Genomic DNA, 15,824 nt, shown 5'->3' with positions numbered 1-15,824 from the left:
CTAGGGCCGGTCCGAGGGACGGTCCGGGCGTACCGAGAACGCCGTGTCCCCGGCCGTCCCCACGATCGCATCCTTGACCAGCATCACCTTCGGTTCGGTATCCGGCGCCGAGGTGCCGGGGTCGTCCAGCGCGGCCGTGCGCCACGCCTCCGCGCCGTCGTTCACCTTCAGCGCCAGCAGACGGCCGAAGCGGTTGGTGAAGTACAGCTGCCCGTACCGCTTGGACAACACGGGCGCGGACAGGCTCTCCGTGTCCGTCGCCCGCTGCCACAGCTCCCGGCCGCTGTCCGCCGACACCGCGGTGACCGTCCCGTTGGTCCGGACGAAGTAGACGACACCGCCCAGCAGGGTGGGCGTGCCGAGGACGGAGCGCCGCAGCGGGAGCCGCGTGGTCCGGCCGGTGCGCGGATCCACCCGGACCAAGGCGTTGTACGGGCGCTCGTACCCCGAGTCGTACACCTCCTTCGTGGTCTTCGCCACCGCGAACAGCGGCTTCCCCCGGATCGCGCCCAGGGTCAGCGTCTTCCGCGGGAGGGTGGTGAGTTCGCGCTGCGTGCCGTCGGAGGGGTTGAGCCGCAGCAGGTCGTAGGGGCCCTCGGCGGCCAGGTCGTCGGAGGTGACGGGCGAGCACAGGGCGTACGGCGCGTCGGCCAGCGCCGTCGGCTCGCAGAACTTTCCGTACGCCTGCGGCGACTGCCACAGCCGCGTACCCGACGGCCCGTAGGCGACGAGCGCCCCGTCCTCCGGAGACATCGTCAGCACTCCGCCGCGGAACAGGCGCACCGACGCGGTGCCGCTGATCCTCCGCTCCCACCGCTGTCGCTTCGTGGCGGCGTCCAGGGCCACCACCCACCGCAGACCCGCCTCCGACTCCCGGTAGGTGTAGACGGTTCCGTCCCGCACCCCGAGCGGCCGGGCCGACTGGGGCCTGGAGCCCCACCGCCACAGGACGCGACCGGTGGCGGCGTCGACCTTGGCGACCGTGAAACCGTTTCCGCCGCAGTACAGGTTCCTGCCACCGTCCGAGGCACATCCGGCCTCCTGGTAGTCGAGGGGCGGCCCCTCGGCCTCGACCCGCAGGTTCGTCCGCCAGGGCCGCCAGCCCGCGGGGAGTGACGCGGGCCGCTGGGAGGACGCGGTGGTGGACGTGGTGCCCGACGACACCGTCGTGTCCGGGGCGAAGACCGCCGCCGCGACGGTCACCCCGGCGACGGCCAGGGCCACCCCGGCGGTGCTGACGACGAGCCGTCGCCGGGCACCGCGTCCGGGCCGGGTGCGCTTCGAGTCGTCGGCATCGTCGCCATCGTCGCCATGGTCGGGAGCCGGGGAGGCGGGGGGACGTTCTTCGGCGGCGGCCGTCCCGGCGTCCGAGGCGGCTCCGGTGCGGCCGATCGTCCCGGTGCCGGGGGTCGTCCCGGTGCCGTTGGCCTCCCCGGTACCGTTGGCTGTCCCCGTGCCGTTGGTCGTTCCGGTGCCGGGGGTCGTTCCGGTGCCGCCAATCGCCTCGGTGCCGCCGGCGATCGCGGTGCCGGGGGCCGTCCCCGCGCCACCCGCCGTCCCCGTGCCGTCAGCCGTCCCCGTGCCACCCGCCGTCCTCGGGCCGCCAACCGTCCCCGTGCCACCCGCCGTCCTCGGGCCGCCAACCGTCCTCGTGCCGCCTGCCGTTCCGGTGTCACCAATCGCCTCGGCGCCCGCGGTCGCCCCGGAATCGGGTCGCCCCTTACCGCTCGGTCCCTCAGCACTCGCTTCCCCGGCGTCGTGCCGCTCCGCGCGGCCCGCCCCGGCGCTCGGTCCCTCCGCGCCCTCGCCGCTCACCGGCTCGGCCGCGGGGAAGTCCGGCAGTGTGCGCAGCATGCGGTGCAGTTCGTCCAGCCCCGGCCGGGCGTCCGGCTCCTTGGCCAGACAGTGTTCGGCGATGCCCAGCAGCGGTTCCGGGACGCCGTCCAGCGTCGGATGTTCGTACATCACCTGGTAGCCCGACAGATAGGGGCTGTCGGACTCGAACGGGCTGCTGCCCCGCGCCGCGTAGACCAGCAGTGATCCCAGCGAGAACACGTCCGACGCCGCCGTCACCCCCCGTGGGCTGCGCAGTTGCTCCGGCGACATGAAGGGCGGGGTGCCGAGCACGCGCCCGATGGTGACGGTGAGCGTCTGGCTGTCGGCGGCGCGGGAGATGCCGAAGTCGATGACGCGCGGCCCGTCCTCGGCCATCAGGATGTTGGCCGGCTTCAGGTCCCGGTGCACCACCCCGGCCCGGTGGATGTCGCGCAACGCCTCGACCAGCCCGAGCCCGAGCGTCCGCAGTTCCCGCCCGTCCAAGGGGCCGTCCTTCCGTACCACCTCGGACAGCGTGCGCCCCGGTACGTACAGCGTGGCCATCCACGGCCGGTCGGCCTCCGGGTCGGCGTCCACCACGGGGGCGGTGAACGCCCCGCTCACCCGCCGCGCCGCCGCGACCTCCTGCTGGAAGCGGGTCCGGAACTCCTCGTCCTGCGCGTACTGCTCGTGAACCAGCTTGAGCGCGACCTGCCGCCCCGAGGCCGAACGCCCGAGATAGACGACGCCCATGCCGCCCGACCCGAGCCGGTCGACCAGGGCGTAGCCGCCTATGGATTCCGGATCACCGGTGGCCAGCGGCATCGCCGATCCCCTCTCCCGCGCCGTTGTCCGCGTCTTGAACGGGCGTACCGGAGCACTAGCGTAGGTCGGCGGGGGAGCTGGTGGACCAGGGGACCCGCGCCGTGGCAGAACGGTGACCCGCGGCCGGGCCAACGGGCGGAACGGGGATCAGGCGGCGGACCGGGGCGGGGTGTTAGTACCGCGTTAGCGGAACGGTGCCGGCACGCCAGCGGGCCACGGAATGCTCATGGCCGTACCCGAAGGCCGGTGGCGAGCGCACCGGCCGACCTCCGACTCGCAGGGGAACCCGCCATGCACGTCACCGCTTACCGCCGCGGCCGCACCGTCCGTACGATCGCCGCCTCGATGCTGGCCGTCGCCGCTCTTGGCCTGACCGCGGCGTGCAGCGAGGACGGGGGCTCCAGCAAGGCGGACAAGGCGGAGACGTCGGCCTCGGCCTCCATCGCTGCCGACAAGGACGCCACCGGCACCCGCCACAGGGACGCCACCGGCCACAAGGACGCCACCGGCCACGAGGACGCCACTGCCGACAAGGGCGGCAGCACCGCCGACAAGGGCGGCAGCACCGGCGCCGACGGGGGCAGCACCGGCGGGGAGGACGTCTCCGGCGTCAAGGATGCGAAGGCGCAGTCCCAGAAGCCCGCCGGAGACTCCGGGCCCGAATCGCTCGGTGACTGCGACGTCAACAAGACGGCCCTCTCGGTCCAGGAGGTCAAGAGCCCGGTCAACCACCTGCTGCTCACGGCGACCAACGGGGCCGGCGTGGACTGCAAGCTCGTCGGCTACCCCAGCCTGAAGTTCGGCGCCGACGCGCAGGCCGCCACCCCGGCGTACGAGGACAGCAAGCCGCAGTCCGCCGTCGTCCTCGCCCCGGGCGAGAGCACCTACGCGGGCATCACCACCTCCGGGGCGGACGGCTCGGGCGCGGAGGGCGGAACGGCCGATGCGCTCGACGTGTTCGTCGACGGCAACGAGGACCCCGTCAAGGTCGAGCTGCCCGGTGACTCGGTCTTCGTCGACGGTGCCGCCAAGGTCACGTACTGGCAGACGGATGTGCAGGACGCCCTGTCCTGGTGACGCACGGCCACGCCCGCGGCCTCTCCCGCCCTCAGCAGGCCCTGGCCAGACCCCGTCGCATGTCCGCATACATGAACTCCGTCCTGCAATGAAACAACTCTCTCGGAGGACGAAGCGGCATCGCCGGACGAAGCGGCGTCGCCGAAGCACCGAACCGCAGCGCACACCGGCGCGCACACGCACAGGGGCGGGGAACGGATGGGCATCGGTTAGCGCCCGTGGCCCAGCGCCCGCAACCCGGCGCCCGTGACCCGATGCCCGTGACTCAGCGCCCATGACCCGATGCCCGACCCGGCGCCCGTGACCCGGCGCCCGTGACCCGGCGCCCGTGACTCGGCGCCCATGACCCAACGTCCCTGACCCCGGCTCCTGCCCCCGCCGGGGACACCCGGCCGTCACCCCCTCGTCCCGGACTCCTCCGGGTAGAAGGTGATCAAGGTGGCGGTGCCGTCCGGGGCGACGACCCGCACGGCCGCCTCCGGAACGTCCTCGGTAGCGATGTCGACCTCGGTCGGATGCGCCACCATGTGCCGCAACACCACCGGATACCGCGGCGGCCTCCCGCCGACGGCGCCGATCACCGTGTCGTCCCTCGGGTCGTACGCGAGCGACGAGAAGGGCAGCCGCTCGGCTTCGTACTGATGCCCGGCCGACGGGTCCAGCACTTCGATGGTGACGAGTTCGCCCTGGTGCTCGTGTGTGATCTGATCGAGCGTGGTCCGCCACTCCCCGCGATCGAGCGTTGTGGAACCGGCCATCGTCCACCCTCCTTCGGTCCTGGCCCTCCTGGTGCGGCCAACCCGTTCAACGCTCGCCGCCACCACCCCCGGCCGCCACGTCCACCCGGGTCGAACCGGCCCGCCCGGCCTTGACCTCCCCGGACGAAACCGGCCGAAAGGCGTGGCCCGAGGCCGTACCTCATGGAGCCCGCCCGGTTGGGGGACAATCACTGCGCATGGCCATCGACTATCGCAAGCACCCCCGTATCGACGACCGTGAGCCGGACACGGCATGCGCCGCCGCGATCAGCCTGGAGAAGGTCACCACCCGGGCTCCCGCGCTGGTCAGCCTCTACAAGACGGCTGCGGTCTCCTTGACCAAGCGCGGGGTCGGTGGGCAGCGGGCCGCCGTGTATCTGGTCCTGGACCGCTCCGGGAGTATGCGCCGGTACTACCGTGACGGCTCCGTTCAGCATCTGGCCGAGCAGACCCTCGCCCTCGCGGCCCACCTTGACGACGACGGGGTCGTGCCGGTCGTCTTCTTCTCCACCGACATCGACGGGACCGCCGAGATCAGCCTCGACGCCTACCGGGACCGGATCGGCCCCTTGCACGACTCGATGGGTCACATGGGCCGCACCAACTACCACGTTGCCATGCAGGCCGTCATCGACCACTACGCGTCGTGCGGATCCGACGATCCGGCGTTCGTGGTCTTCCAGACCGACGGCTCCCCCACCTCCAAGGCGGCTGCGGAACACGTGCTGTGCACGGCGGCGAAGTTGCCGATCTTCTGGCAGTTCATCGGTTTCGGCGACGATGAGTTCCGCTTCCTCCGCCGGCTTGACGAGCTGTCGGTGCCGGGCCGACGCGTGGTCGACAACGCCGGGTTCTTCGCCGCCGGGCCGGACCCGAAGGCCCTCTCCGACGCCGACCTCTACGATCAGCTGCTCCAGGAATTTCCGCAGTGGCTGACCGCCGCTCGCGCCACGGGCATCGTGAAGAGCTGACCGCGCGAACAGCTGCCTCCTGAAGAGCTGCCCTCCTGAAAAAGCTGCCCTCTGAAGAGCTGACCTCGCCGAGAACGGTCGGACCGGGGCGCGCCCACCTCCCGTGCGGCGGGGGCCCCGGCCCCGCCGTCCCAGGCCGCCGCTGCCCGGGGCGGCATTACCTGTGACGTCATCGCGCTGGTCCGCCGCCCCGGGCAGCATGGTGATCGCTTCCCACAGGGTTTCCGATCGAAGGGATCACCATGTCCTTGGCCGCACCCATGACCACCCGCGCGCTGGTGGAGGAGCTACTGCGCCGTATCGGTGAGGGCGACCCCGAGCGCATCGCCGAGCTGTACGCGGAACGCAGCGACTGGAAGCTGGACTGGCCGGAGGCCGAGCACGGCCGCGCCGCCACCCCGTGGATCCGGCACCGGTCCACCCGGGCGGACGTGGCCGACCACTTCCGGGAGCTGGCCCGCCACCATGTGCCCGAGCAGGCGGCCACCGAGGTCGAGCGGATCCTCGTCGATGGCGACGACGCGGTCGTACTGGGCGAGATCCGCCAGACCGCCCGGTCCACCGGGCGCGCCTATCGTGCGCGGTTCGCCCTGCACCTCACGCTGGAAAACGGCCTCGTCACCCGGCACCACGTATACGAGGACAGCCTCGCCGTCGCCCAGGCGTTCACCACGCCGTAGGCACGCCGTAGGGCAGGACACAGGACGGTTGGTCGGCGTCCCGTCAGGACACAGGACGGTTGGTCGGCGTCCCGTCAGGACACAGGACGGTTGGTCGGCGTCCCGTCAGGACACAGGACGGTTGGTCGGCGTCCCGTCAGGACACAGGACGGTTGGTCGGCGTCCCGTCAGGCGAACAGAACCGTGGGCGGTGTGCCGTGCCCCCTTGCACCCCACCCCCGGTCAGCGCACGAGCAGGGGCTCCACCCGGGACAGCGTGTCCAGGATGTTGGCCTCGGTGGTCGCCATTCGCGCCTCGTCCGGCGTCAGCCAGAGGAGGGGTGCGTCCGGGTTCTCCGGCCGCACCGCCTCGGGAGCGCTGGTGGCCAGCACGAAGCGCACATCGGCGTGCTCATGTGCGGGCTCCCGGCTGTTCGCGGGGACCGGCACGATCACCAGGTGCCGTACCTCCGCGTCCGGCCACGGCGCCAGGTCGGGCAGTGCCGTCTCCTCCCGCCCCTCCCGCAGGGCGATGGCGAGCGGGTCGTTCTCGCCCGGGTCGGCGTGACCCCCGACCAGCAGCCATGTCTCGTGGCGCGGGTGCCAGCGCAGCAGCACCCGGCCGCTGTCGGGGTGCACGATCAGGGCGGAGGCGGTGATGTGAAGGGAATTCGACCGGTCCCAGGGGGCGCCTGCCTCAATGAGGGCGCGCACCCGCTCGATATCGACGCATTCCGCGGTGGTCTTCGGCCGGTAGCCCGTAAGGACATTGATGGCTGCGTGGTCGGCTGTGGCCATGCGCCAGATCCTAACGTCGCGACCGTCACCGGGCGCGGGGTTTTTGTCGGGGGAGTGTGTCAGGGAGAGTTGGAATGGGTCCGCCAGGACTTGGCCTCCACCAAGTGCGCCACCGATCGCGAAGTGCGCCACCGATCGCGGTGTGCGCCACCGATGGGACGCGTGTCCGACGGCATGGGCATGAACAAGGCCCGGGTCCATGACCTGGGCCTTTGAATATGGTGGCTGGCCGACGATCCTAGTGCTGCCTGACGTATGCCGGGTGGGTGATGATGGCGGCGGCGATGTCCTCGGCATGCCGCACCACGCCGGGGTGGTTCCTGTCATCCTCCGGGGGTGCCGGAACGCTGGATGTCGATATCTTGAGCAGAGTCGGCATGCACGCCAACACTATCAAGAGAAACGTCACTGCTCCAGGCCGACCGGTAGGCTTGTTCAATTTTTGCACCTGTACTCGCGAATTCGATGGGTGGTGTCACGGTGGACACCGCGCACGCGAGATTAGTGCCGATCGTCTCCAAGATCAAAACGGAAGATCGAAGAACGAGCGTTCGGTAGTTGCCGGGCCGCCGCATGCTACCGACGATTAACTTACTGGCGAGTCGTGGATTCTGTTTCTCCGTGATCGATTTTGGTCAGGAGTGCATGCAATCTGTTCGCTTCTCGTCCGTTCAGTCCGCGTAGCGTGGAAAGCGCCCGGCGCAGCAGGTCCCGGGCCTCCGTGACATCGCCCGCCGTTGCCCGCACCTCGGCGAGTATCGCCCGCGCTCTGGCCCCCTCGTCGCGGGCGTTGGCCTTGTCCGCGGCGGCTATGGCCGCCTCCAGGTGCTCGGCTGCGGTCTCGAGTCGGCCACTGGCGAGTTCGCTCTGGCCCAGTCCGCGCAGGGCGCGCGTGATTTCCTGGGTCGTTCCGATGTCATGGGCGATGTCCAGGGCCTTCAGGTGGTTCTCGATGGACGCCTCGAAAGAGCCTTTCTTGAAGTGCGCTTCCCCAAGCCCGTTGTATGCCGTCGCCTGACTCTTTCTATCCCCTAATAGGCGAAAGTCCGTCAATGCTTGCTGGTGCAGGGCGAGTGCTTGTGTGATTTCTCCGGTTTCGGCGAGATTTGCGGCCAAGTTGGTACGCACCATTGCCTGGGCATAGGTGTTTCCGGTGGCCTCCGTCAGGGGCAGTAATTCCTCGAAAGCCTTCCGGGCCTGTGTGTAGTCCCCACGTTGTGCGTACAGGTCACCTACATTGTTGAGAGTTCTGATGAGGCCGGTCTCTTCGCCTGCGGACCGAAATCCGGATATGGCGTTCTGGAAGTGGTCGAGAGCGCGGTCCAGTTCGCCGAGGGCGAGCAGGGATATCGCGGTGTTGTTTCGGGACCTGGCCTGATCGAGGACGTTCCCGGCCGCCACGCTGATCGCCAGCGCCTTCTGGTGCAGCACCACCGCTGTCTCGTTCTCCCCCATGTGCCAATGAATCACCCCAAGATTCCGATACGCCTCCCACTCCGCTTCCCGGTCCCCCGTCGCCCGCGCGATCTCCAGGGCCCGTTCGCCCGCCTCCACGGCCCGCGCGTAGCGGCCCGTGTTGGCGTGGTTGGAGCTGAGGCAGAGCAGGGCGTGGCACAGGGCCGGCTGGTCGCCGGTGCGGGACCAGTGGTCGGCGGCGTGCTGAAGGATGTCGGCCGCGTCCTGCCAGTGGCACTCGGCCTCCAGGAACCCCGCCATGGCGTGGGCGAGCCGGGCGGCGGACGGCCGGGAGTCGTGGGTGCGGGCGTGGCGTTCGACGGCCAGGAGGTTGCCGCGTTCGGCGGTGAACCAGGCGCGCGCCTCATCGGCGTTGCGCATACCGGGGAGGGCCGGAAGCTCTTCCGTGGCGAGCCGGATTCTCCGCGGATACGCCATGCGGTCGGCCTGTTCGGCGGCCCGCAGATAGAAAGTGGTCAGCCGGGTCAGGGCCTGCTCGCGGTCCCGTTCACCGTCTTCCGAAAGGGCGAGCATCCGGGCGTAATCGCCCAGTAAGTCGTGGTACCGGTACCGGTCCGGTACCGGTTCACGGAGAAGGTGGCATTCGAGCAAGGATTCGATCAGGCGCTCGGTTTCGCCGGGTGACCGGCCGAGGAGCGCCGCGGCTGATTCGGCCGTGAAGTCGGGCCCCGGATGCAGCCCCAGGCGCCGGAACGTTGTGCGCTGGTCGGTGTCGAGGGCGCGGTAGGACAGGGCGAACGCGCGCAGGATCTCCTGATCGGCGTTGCGGATCTCGCCGAGGGGCCCGGGGCTGCGCGCCAGGCGCTCGCCCAAGGTGGTCAGAGTCCAGGAGGGGCGGGAACGGAAGCGGTTGGCCACCAATTCGATGGCGAGCGGCAGATGACCGCACAGCCGCACGATGCGGGCGGTCTCCGTGATGTCCTGGGTTCGTGCCGCACCCGCGAAACTGCGGAAGAGACTGATCGCGTCGTCGGTCGGCAGGACGTCGAGCGGAAGCGGAATCGCATGGGGCAGCCCCGTCAGATGGCGGCGGCTGGTGACGATGGTCAGGGACGGTGAATTGCCGGGCAGCAGCGGTGCGACCTGGTCCGGGCTCGCCGCGTCGTCCAGCACGATCACGGCTCGGCGGTCGGCGATGGTGGTCCGCCACAGGGCGGTCAACTCGTCCAGCCGGACAGGGATGGTGTCGGCGGGCGTGCCGAACAACCGCAGGAGGGTGGCGAGGGCCGCGCCCGGACTCAGCGGTTCCTGGGAGGGGGAGTGGCCGCGCAGGTCCAGGAAGACCTGGCCGGCGGGGAACCGGGGAGCCAGTGTCCGCGCGACGTCCACGGCGACCGCGGTCTTGCCGACCCCCGCCATACCACTGACCGTCTCCAGGGTCAGCACCGGGCCCTCCCGCGCCGCAGTGCTGACCGCCGCCATCAGGACCTCGAGTTCGGAGCGCCTGCCGATGAGCGGCGGCTGGTACGGCAGGTTCCGCGGCGGCGGCTGGGCGGAGGCATGCCCTCCGGGAGCGGGGCCGGAGGACGCCCCGGCGGTGGCGTTCCGGACCAGCCGGTCCACCGGTGTCCGGTCGAGGACGCCGCGGTGTATGCGCTCCAGTTCGGCCCCCGGGCGGCAGCCGAACACCGACATCAGCAGGTGACGGGCCTGCTGGTGCACCCGCAGGGCGTCCGTGTAGCGGCCGCTGCCGTAGTACGCCAGCATCAGCTGGCCTGCCAGCGTCTCGTCCTCCGGGCGGTGGCGCACCATGGCCGACAGCTCTCCGACCGAGTCCGCGAAACGCCCGAGCCGGTGCAGGGCCGCGATACGGGAAGTGGCCGCGTGGAGCCGGCGTTCGGCGAGCGTCGCGCGCACGGTTTCGGCCCAGGTGCCGGGCAGCCCGGCGAGGGCTTCCCCCTCCCAGAGGCCTTCGGCGCGGACGAGGAGGTCCACGACGCGTTCGTCGTCGCCGCTCGCCGCCACCGATCCGGCCAGATCGACCAGGCGCTGGAAGCGGTTCAGGTCCACCGAGTCGGGGTCGGCCTCCAGCACATAGGTGTGGGCCCGGCCGGTGATGCGCGGGGCGCTCGGACCGGTACCGGCGAGGCGCAGATGTTTGCGCACCCGAGAGACGTACGTGTGCGCGTTCTCGCGGGCGCGCGGTGGAGCCTCGCCGTCCCACAGCCGGTCCATGAGCGCGTTCATCGAGACGGGGCGGCCCACTTCCAGGGCCAAAGCGGCCAGCACGGCCCGTTCCTTGTCCGAACCGAGCTTCAGCCGCCGGCCTTCCAGCCGAAGCTCCACCGGTCCGAGTAAGTGGATGTCCACCAGCGTCCTCCCGCTGGTCTGTCCGTTTTGAGCGAGCATGGCACGGGGGATGGGCGGCCGCCATACACCGTTCGCGGCGCACTGGCCGAATCACGTCATCGGGCGTTCCCGGGTGCATCGCCGAAGTCCCGTCGAGGGTAGGACCGGACTGATCCATACAAACGGCGACCGACTGACCGGGGGGACGGACGGATGGGCCAGGCACCCGGGGACGCCCAGGAGAACCTGATCGGCGGCCGGGCCCGGATCGACGGTCCCGCGGTCCAGGCGCGCGACGTGCACGGCGGCATCCATGTGCACACGGGGGCGGCCGCCAGGGTGCCGCCACCCCGGCAGCTCCTGCCGGTCCCGGCCCACTTCACCGGCCGTAACGACGACATGACGGCGCTGGAGGGACTGCTGACCGGGAACGGGCGGGACCGCCCGGCCCGGTCGCTGATCGTGGTCAGCGGCCCGGCCGGGATCGGCAAGACGACCTTGGTGTGCGGCTGGCTCCACTCCCTGGCGGCCGAGTTCCCCGACGGGCAGCTCTACGCCGACCTGCGCGGGCACTCGGCCCAGGGCCCCGCGAGCCCCGGCGAGGTCCTGAGCCAGTTCCTGCGGGCGCTCGGGGCCGGCTCGGTGCCTGCTGATATGGCCGAAAAAGCGTCACTGTGGCGGTCTTGGACCGCTGAAGCCCGGATCGCGGTAGTACTGGACAATGCGTTCACCGCCGCCCAGGTACGTCCGCTGCTGCACGCGGGTCCGCACGGCCTCACCGTGGTCACCAGCCGCCGCAGGCTGACCGGTCTCCGCATGGACGGAGCGGCGGTGCACCAGCTGCGGGCGCTGCGGCCGGACGCCGGGGCCGAGCTGCTCAGCCGGGCGATCGGCGACGACCGCGTGGCGAACGAGCCGTCCGCGGCGCGCCAGGTCGTCGCGCTGTGTGCCGGACTGCCCCTTGCCCTGTGCCTTGCCTCCGCGCGCCTGGCGTCGAGGCCACGACAGTCCGTCAAGACCCTGGCCGACGCCCTGACCCGGGACACGGAGCGGCTGGCCGCGCTGCACGTGGAGGGAGAGAACACGGTGAGCAACGCGCTGGACGCTTCCTACGCCGTTCTGACCGAGGAGGCCGCCCTGCTGTACCGCAGGCTCGGCCCGCTGCCCCTGCGGACCTTCGACGCGCGAAGCGCCGCCGCGGCCTGCGCCGCCTCCCTGGAGTGGGCCGAAGCCCGGTTGGACGAGCTGGTCGAGGCCAATCTGATGGAGGAGACCGGGCCGGGCAGCTTCCGCTTCCACGACCTGGTGCGGGTCCACGCCCACGGCCGGGCGACCGCGGAGGAGAGCGCTCCGGCTCGGGCGGAGGCACTGCGGCGGGTCTGCGACTGGTATCTGGAGACGGCCACCGAAGCCGAGAAGCTGATCACGCCCGCGCAGTTCACCCTCGCCCGGGACGTGACCCACCCGGCCGGGCTCCCCGTGCCCTTCGCCGACGATCCGGGCGCGCTCGCCTGGCTCGATGCCCACCGGATGAACCTCATGGCGGTGATACGCGCCGCCGCGGCATCCGAGTGGCATGCGATGACCTGGCAGCTGGTGGACGCCATGTGGCCGGTTTTCCTGCGGCTGCGCCACTACGACCTGTGGATCGAGGCCCATGAGATCGGCCTGGCGGCGGCCCGGGAAGACGGCGACGCCGAGGCCGAGCGCCGGATGCTCAACTCCGGCGCCATCGGCCTGAGCGCCGCCGGCCGCGTCGACGACGCGGCCGAGTGGTACGAGCGGTCCCGCCGGGCGGCGCGCGAGGCGGGTGACGTACGGGACGAGGGACAGGCGCTGCTGGGCCTCGGCGGCTGCCACCGCGACGCCGGACGGACGGCGCGTGCCGTGGAGTATCTGAACCAGGCCATCACCTGCTGGGAGGCGTGCGGCTACCCCCGCGGTGTGGCCCTGGCCAGGATCATCCTCGGTGAGATCGCACTCGCCCAGGACGACACCGGCCGGGCCGTCGAGTACTTCACCCACGCGCACACCGGTCTGCTGGCCGTCAACGACCCGCATGACGCGGCCCGGGCCCTGGTCTTCCTGGGGCGCGCCCGTGCGCGCGCCGGTGAGCACAGGGCGGGTACGGCGGCGATGGAGGAGGCGCTCGCGGTGTTCACCTCCTCCGGGGCGGTCCACTGGCAGGCCCGTGCCCTGGAAATGCTCGGGGACAGCGCCCGGGAACGCGGGGAGGAGACCGAAGCACGGCACTTCCGCGCCCGCGCCCGCGCGCTGTTCGAGGTCACCAGCCCCGCCGACGCCCGCCGGCTCAGGGAAGCGCCGGGCGGTACGTGAACCGCGGGTGCGCCTCCACCACTGCGCTCAGCGGGAGCCCCGCCACCAGCCATGCGTGCAGGCAGGACACGAAGAGCCAGTGCTGCGGCGGCACCTGGCACGGCAGGGCCACCACGCCCGGATCCGTACCGCCGCGCGCCATCCAGCCGCCACCGGCCAGCGGTACGGCGGCCAGGCCGCAGGCCGGTCTGGCGCAACCGACCTCCGCCAGCCACCGCACCGCCTCGGCGGCCGGCCGCGGGCGGCTTCCGCACAGCACGTCGGCACAATCCAGGCGGCGTGCGTCGGCGCAGGCATCGGCATCCACCGTCAGGTGCTCGTCGAGGACGCGCCCCCGGCGGGTGTCCGCGCGGCCGGTGCGGGCCAACAGGACGCCTCCGCCCGGCGCCCGGCCCGTCCAGAGGCACAAGGACGGCGCCGGCGCCGGCTCCGGCGGAGCCGCGGCCCACCACTCCACGGTGACGAAGCACCAGGCCGGCCACCTCATGCCGATGCCTGCCCACGATCGGCCGTCCACGCCCGCAGCGTCGGCGGATCCGGCAGGGGCAACGCCCGCGGTTCGTGGGCGGGCTGGCCCAGCCGCAGCAGCCGGTACATCAGCCGCCGCATGTTGCGGTGGAAACGGCCCGGCTCGGAGGTGATGCGCGCGCCGATCGCGGCGTACTCCTCCGGGCGGTATTCGGCGGCGGCGTAGTCGAGCTGCTCGGGGAGCGGATGCGCCGGGGACAGCGCCGGCGCGGTGACGGCGAGCGTGGCGGCCGGGGAATGCGGGTTGATTTCCGGCTCCGGCGACCCGGTCAGCAGGATGGGGGCGCCGGTGAGCGTTCCGTAGAGGGTGACCGAGCCGTGGTCGCCGATGATGTAGTCGGCCGCGACCAGCACACTGCGCCAGTCCGCCTCCGGCGGCACCACGCTGACACCCAGCCGGCGGCACCACGCCAGCCACGTCGTGACCTGCCACGAGCCGTGGCCCGACCACACGTTGGGGTGGACCAGGACGGCCGTCCGGTACCGCCCGGACGCAAGCTCCCCGACCAGGCGCGGCAGCAGCATCTCGAAACGGCCGAAGAACGAGTGGGGACCCCAGGTGGAGACGGCGAGCACCAGCCGTTCCCCGTCCGCGAGCCCCAGCGCACGGCGGTAGGCGGTGCGCCGTGACAGGCTCGCGGTGATCCGGTCGTGCGCGGGGTCGCCGACCACATGCGCCAGAGGGAGCGCCTCGGGGCAGTGCCGCTCCAGCTCCCGCAGATCGGCGTGGTGCGGTACGACCACGGCGGCCGGCGGCTTGCCACCGGGCATGAGGTCCCGCCTGCGCAGCCCCGCCACCCCCGGGTCCGTGGCTCCGGGCAGGCGTTTGAGGTAGCTGGCGCCGTGCGGCATGGTGATCACCGGCGCCCGCACCTGCTCCACCCCGCGCGGCCCCGCCGCCACGGCGAGGTCGAAGGTCATGTGGGTGGCCTCCGACCAGGGAAGTAAGGGGCTTCCCTGGTGTTGGAGGAAGCGCGGCACGTCGTCCCCGAAGGCGTGCGGAGGGGTGGTGAAGACCACTTGGATCCGGAAGTCGGCCTCCAGGAGCGACAGGACCTCGAGGAGCCGCTTGGCGTAGGTGACGGTGTGGACGACGGCCAGTACCTTCTTGCGTTCCACCAGCGTGAGCCACTGGCGGGGCTCGTCGTGGGAAGACTCTGCGATCGTGTTCAACGCCGACATGGCGCCCCCGTTCATCTCTCGTGCGGATTTCGGACGTGGACCCTCGTGGGTCTCGCGTCGGTCCTCTGCCCGCCCCGGCGGACAGAAGGCTTGCCGACCCCTTGCCGAAACCTTGCGGGGCCCGAACGCGCAGGTGGGAGAGGTGCGGTGAGGTCCAGGGCGGGGGGCCGGGGAAGAGGAAGGCGAACTCCGGGGTCTCGTCGGTCCGGGCAGACGAAAAGCCCCGGGCTACTGGCCCGGGGCTTGTTGTGGAGCGGGGGACAGGTGCGATCCGTCTTCGGACGGGATGGGTCCGGGGTGGACCGGGGTGGTCCGGGGTGGTCCGGAGGATGGTCCGGGATGGTCATCCGCTCACGGTGAGATTCGAGTTCCCACTGCTCTGGTATCCCTCGGTCGCGAGGATCATGTAGTACACGAAACTGCCCAGGTTCATTCCGGAACGGGCCCATGCGTCGAAGTGATTGCCCGTGGTGATGGTTCCGCCCGTCTTCTTCGACTGCCGGACGCTCCAGTACTGATTGAACGTGCGCGTGCCTTCGACCGACGGGGCGTTGTAGCGCGTGGTCTGGTACATGTCGTACGTACCGCCGTCGCTGGTCACCGCGCCCTTGTAGGTACCCGTGGGCCGGTAGGTGCCCCAGTTGTCGACGATGTAGTACTCCACCAGCGGATTCGTGGTCCACCCGTAGAGACACAGGTATCCGTTGCCGGACGGGTTGAAGCTGCCCGAGTACTGCACGCTCCTGCGGCCGCCGTTGCTCCAGCCCTTACCGCAGACGAAATTCCCGCAGTTGGTCCATGAGGTGCGGTAGCTGCCGCCGGAGGCCAGCGTCATGGAGACCGATCCGCCGCCGTCGGTCCAGAACGAGTAGTAGAACCCGTTGTTGGTGCCGGTCTGATTCGTGGTGATGGTCGTGTCGGCGTTGGCCGTGCCGATGCCCGGCAGCATCAGCCCGGAGGTCGCCAGCGTCAGGGCACCGGCCCGGCCGAGTAAGCCTCGGCGGCTGATCGGGTGGTTGGGGGTGTGGTCCCGGTGCATGCTTCCTCCTCGTGAAGGTCGTGAAGACCGCGAAGGTCATGAAGGCCGTGCAGGCCGTGCAGGCCGTGCA

General features: G+C 71.1%; 12 protein-coding genes. 4 read left to right on the top strand and 8 right to left on the bottom strand.

Annotated elements, in window-relative coordinates; genetic code table 11:
- Positions 1 to 2,640, bottom strand: a complete 2,640-nt coding sequence (locus AXW62_RS45385) for a serine/threonine-protein kinase (RefSeq protein WP_252368480.1) — start codon at positions 2,638 to 2,640, stop codon at positions 1 to 3.
- Positions 2,641 to 2,931: 291 nt separating this feature from the next.
- On the opposite strand from AXW62_RS45385, the gene AXW62_RS02585 reads away from it, so the two are divergent.
- The gene (locus tag AXW62_RS02585) at positions 2,932 to 3,717 is read left to right on the top strand and encodes a DUF4232 domain-containing protein (RefSeq protein ID WP_060943037.1); all 786 of its coding nucleotides are present in this window, start codon (positions 2,932 to 2,934) and stop codon (positions 3,715 to 3,717) included.
- Between the two features lie 395 nt (positions 3,718 to 4,112).
- Here the strand turns inward: AXW62_RS02585 and AXW62_RS02580 are convergent, their stop codons facing one another.
- On the bottom strand, positions 4,113 to 4,475 hold the full coding sequence (locus AXW62_RS02580; protein WP_030840072.1) for a DUF5335 family protein: 363 nt from the start codon (positions 4,473 to 4,475) through the stop codon (positions 4,113 to 4,115).
- Between the two features lie 197 nt (positions 4,476 to 4,672).
- Between AXW62_RS02580 and AXW62_RS02575 the strand changes: the two genes are divergently transcribed.
- Both AXW62_RS02575 and AXW62_RS02570 read left to right on the top strand, forming a co-directional pair.
- Entirely contained in the window at positions 4,673 to 5,446 is a 774-nt protein-coding gene (locus tag AXW62_RS02575) for a vWA domain-containing protein (protein WP_060943036.1), read from the top strand.
- A 242-nt stretch (positions 5,447 to 5,688) separates the two neighbouring features.
- A complete protein-coding gene (locus AXW62_RS02570) occupies positions 5,689 to 6,126 on the top strand; it encodes a nuclear transport factor 2 family protein (RefSeq protein WP_060943035.1) in 438 nt (145 codons plus the stop codon).
- A 222-nt stretch (positions 6,127 to 6,348) separates the two neighbouring features.
- Here the strand turns inward: AXW62_RS02570 and AXW62_RS02565 are convergent, their stop codons facing one another.
- From AXW62_RS02565 to AXW62_RS02560, 3 genes are all read right to left on the bottom strand, one after another.
- A complete protein-coding gene (locus tag AXW62_RS02565) occupies positions 6,349 to 6,903 on the bottom strand; it encodes an NUDIX hydrolase (RefSeq protein WP_030840081.1) in 555 nt (184 codons plus the stop codon).
- A 238-nt stretch (positions 6,904 to 7,141) separates the two neighbouring features.
- Positions 7,142 to 7,282 carry a hypothetical protein gene (locus tag AXW62_RS43710; RefSeq protein WP_159060794.1) on the bottom strand — a complete coding sequence of 47 codons (141 nt, stop codon included), beginning with the start codon at positions 7,280 to 7,282 and terminating at the stop codon, positions 7,142 to 7,144.
- A gap of 212 nt (positions 7,283 to 7,494) precedes the next feature.
- A complete protein-coding gene (locus AXW62_RS02560; protein ID WP_252368479.1) occupies positions 7,495 to 10,728 on the bottom strand; it encodes an AfsR/SARP family transcriptional regulator in 3,234 nt (1,077 codons plus the stop codon).
- Positions 10,729 to 10,881: 153 nt separating this feature from the next.
- Between AXW62_RS02560 and AXW62_RS02555 the strand changes: the two genes are divergently transcribed.
- Positions 10,882 to 13,005 carry a tetratricopeptide repeat protein gene (locus tag AXW62_RS02555; protein ID WP_079115441.1) on the top strand — a complete coding sequence of 708 codons (2,124 nt, stop codon included), beginning with the start codon at positions 10,882 to 10,884 and terminating at the stop codon, positions 13,003 to 13,005.
- Here the strand turns inward: AXW62_RS02555 and AXW62_RS02550 are convergent.
- The 3 genes from AXW62_RS02550 to xynA all read right to left on the bottom strand — a co-directional run bounded on the left by AXW62_RS02550 (position 12,980) and on the right by xynA (position 15,754).
- On the bottom strand, positions 12,980 to 13,372 hold the full coding sequence (locus AXW62_RS02550) for a hypothetical protein (protein ID WP_060943034.1): 393 nt from the start codon (positions 13,370 to 13,372) through the stop codon (positions 12,980 to 12,982). The genes AXW62_RS02555 and AXW62_RS02550 overlap by 26 nt on opposite strands.
- 116 nt (positions 13,373 to 13,488) lie before the next feature.
- Positions 13,489 to 14,715: a hypothetical protein gene (locus tag AXW62_RS02545; RefSeq protein ID WP_244502963.1), complete on the bottom strand. Its 1,227-nt coding sequence runs from the start codon at positions 14,713 to 14,715 to the stop codon at positions 13,489 to 13,491.
- A gap of 343 nt (positions 14,716 to 15,058) precedes the next feature.
- Positions 15,059 to 15,754, bottom strand: coding sequence for an endo-1,4-beta-xylanase XynA (xynA, locus tag AXW62_RS02540; protein ID WP_030840094.1), 696 nt, complete (start codon positions 15,752 to 15,754; stop codon positions 15,059 to 15,061).
- Positions 15,755 to 15,824: the final 70 nt, after the last annotated feature.

Origin of the sequence: Streptomyces hygroscopicus subsp. hygroscopicus (assembly GCF_001553455.1) — a bacterium.
In the GTDB taxonomy this organism is placed as follows: Bacteria; Actinomycetota; Actinomycetes; order Streptomycetales; family Streptomycetaceae; genus Streptomyces; species Streptomyces hygroscopicus.
The sequence above is the reverse complement of the archived record's forward strand: the minus strand, read 5'-3'. Positions and strand labels throughout refer to the sequence as shown.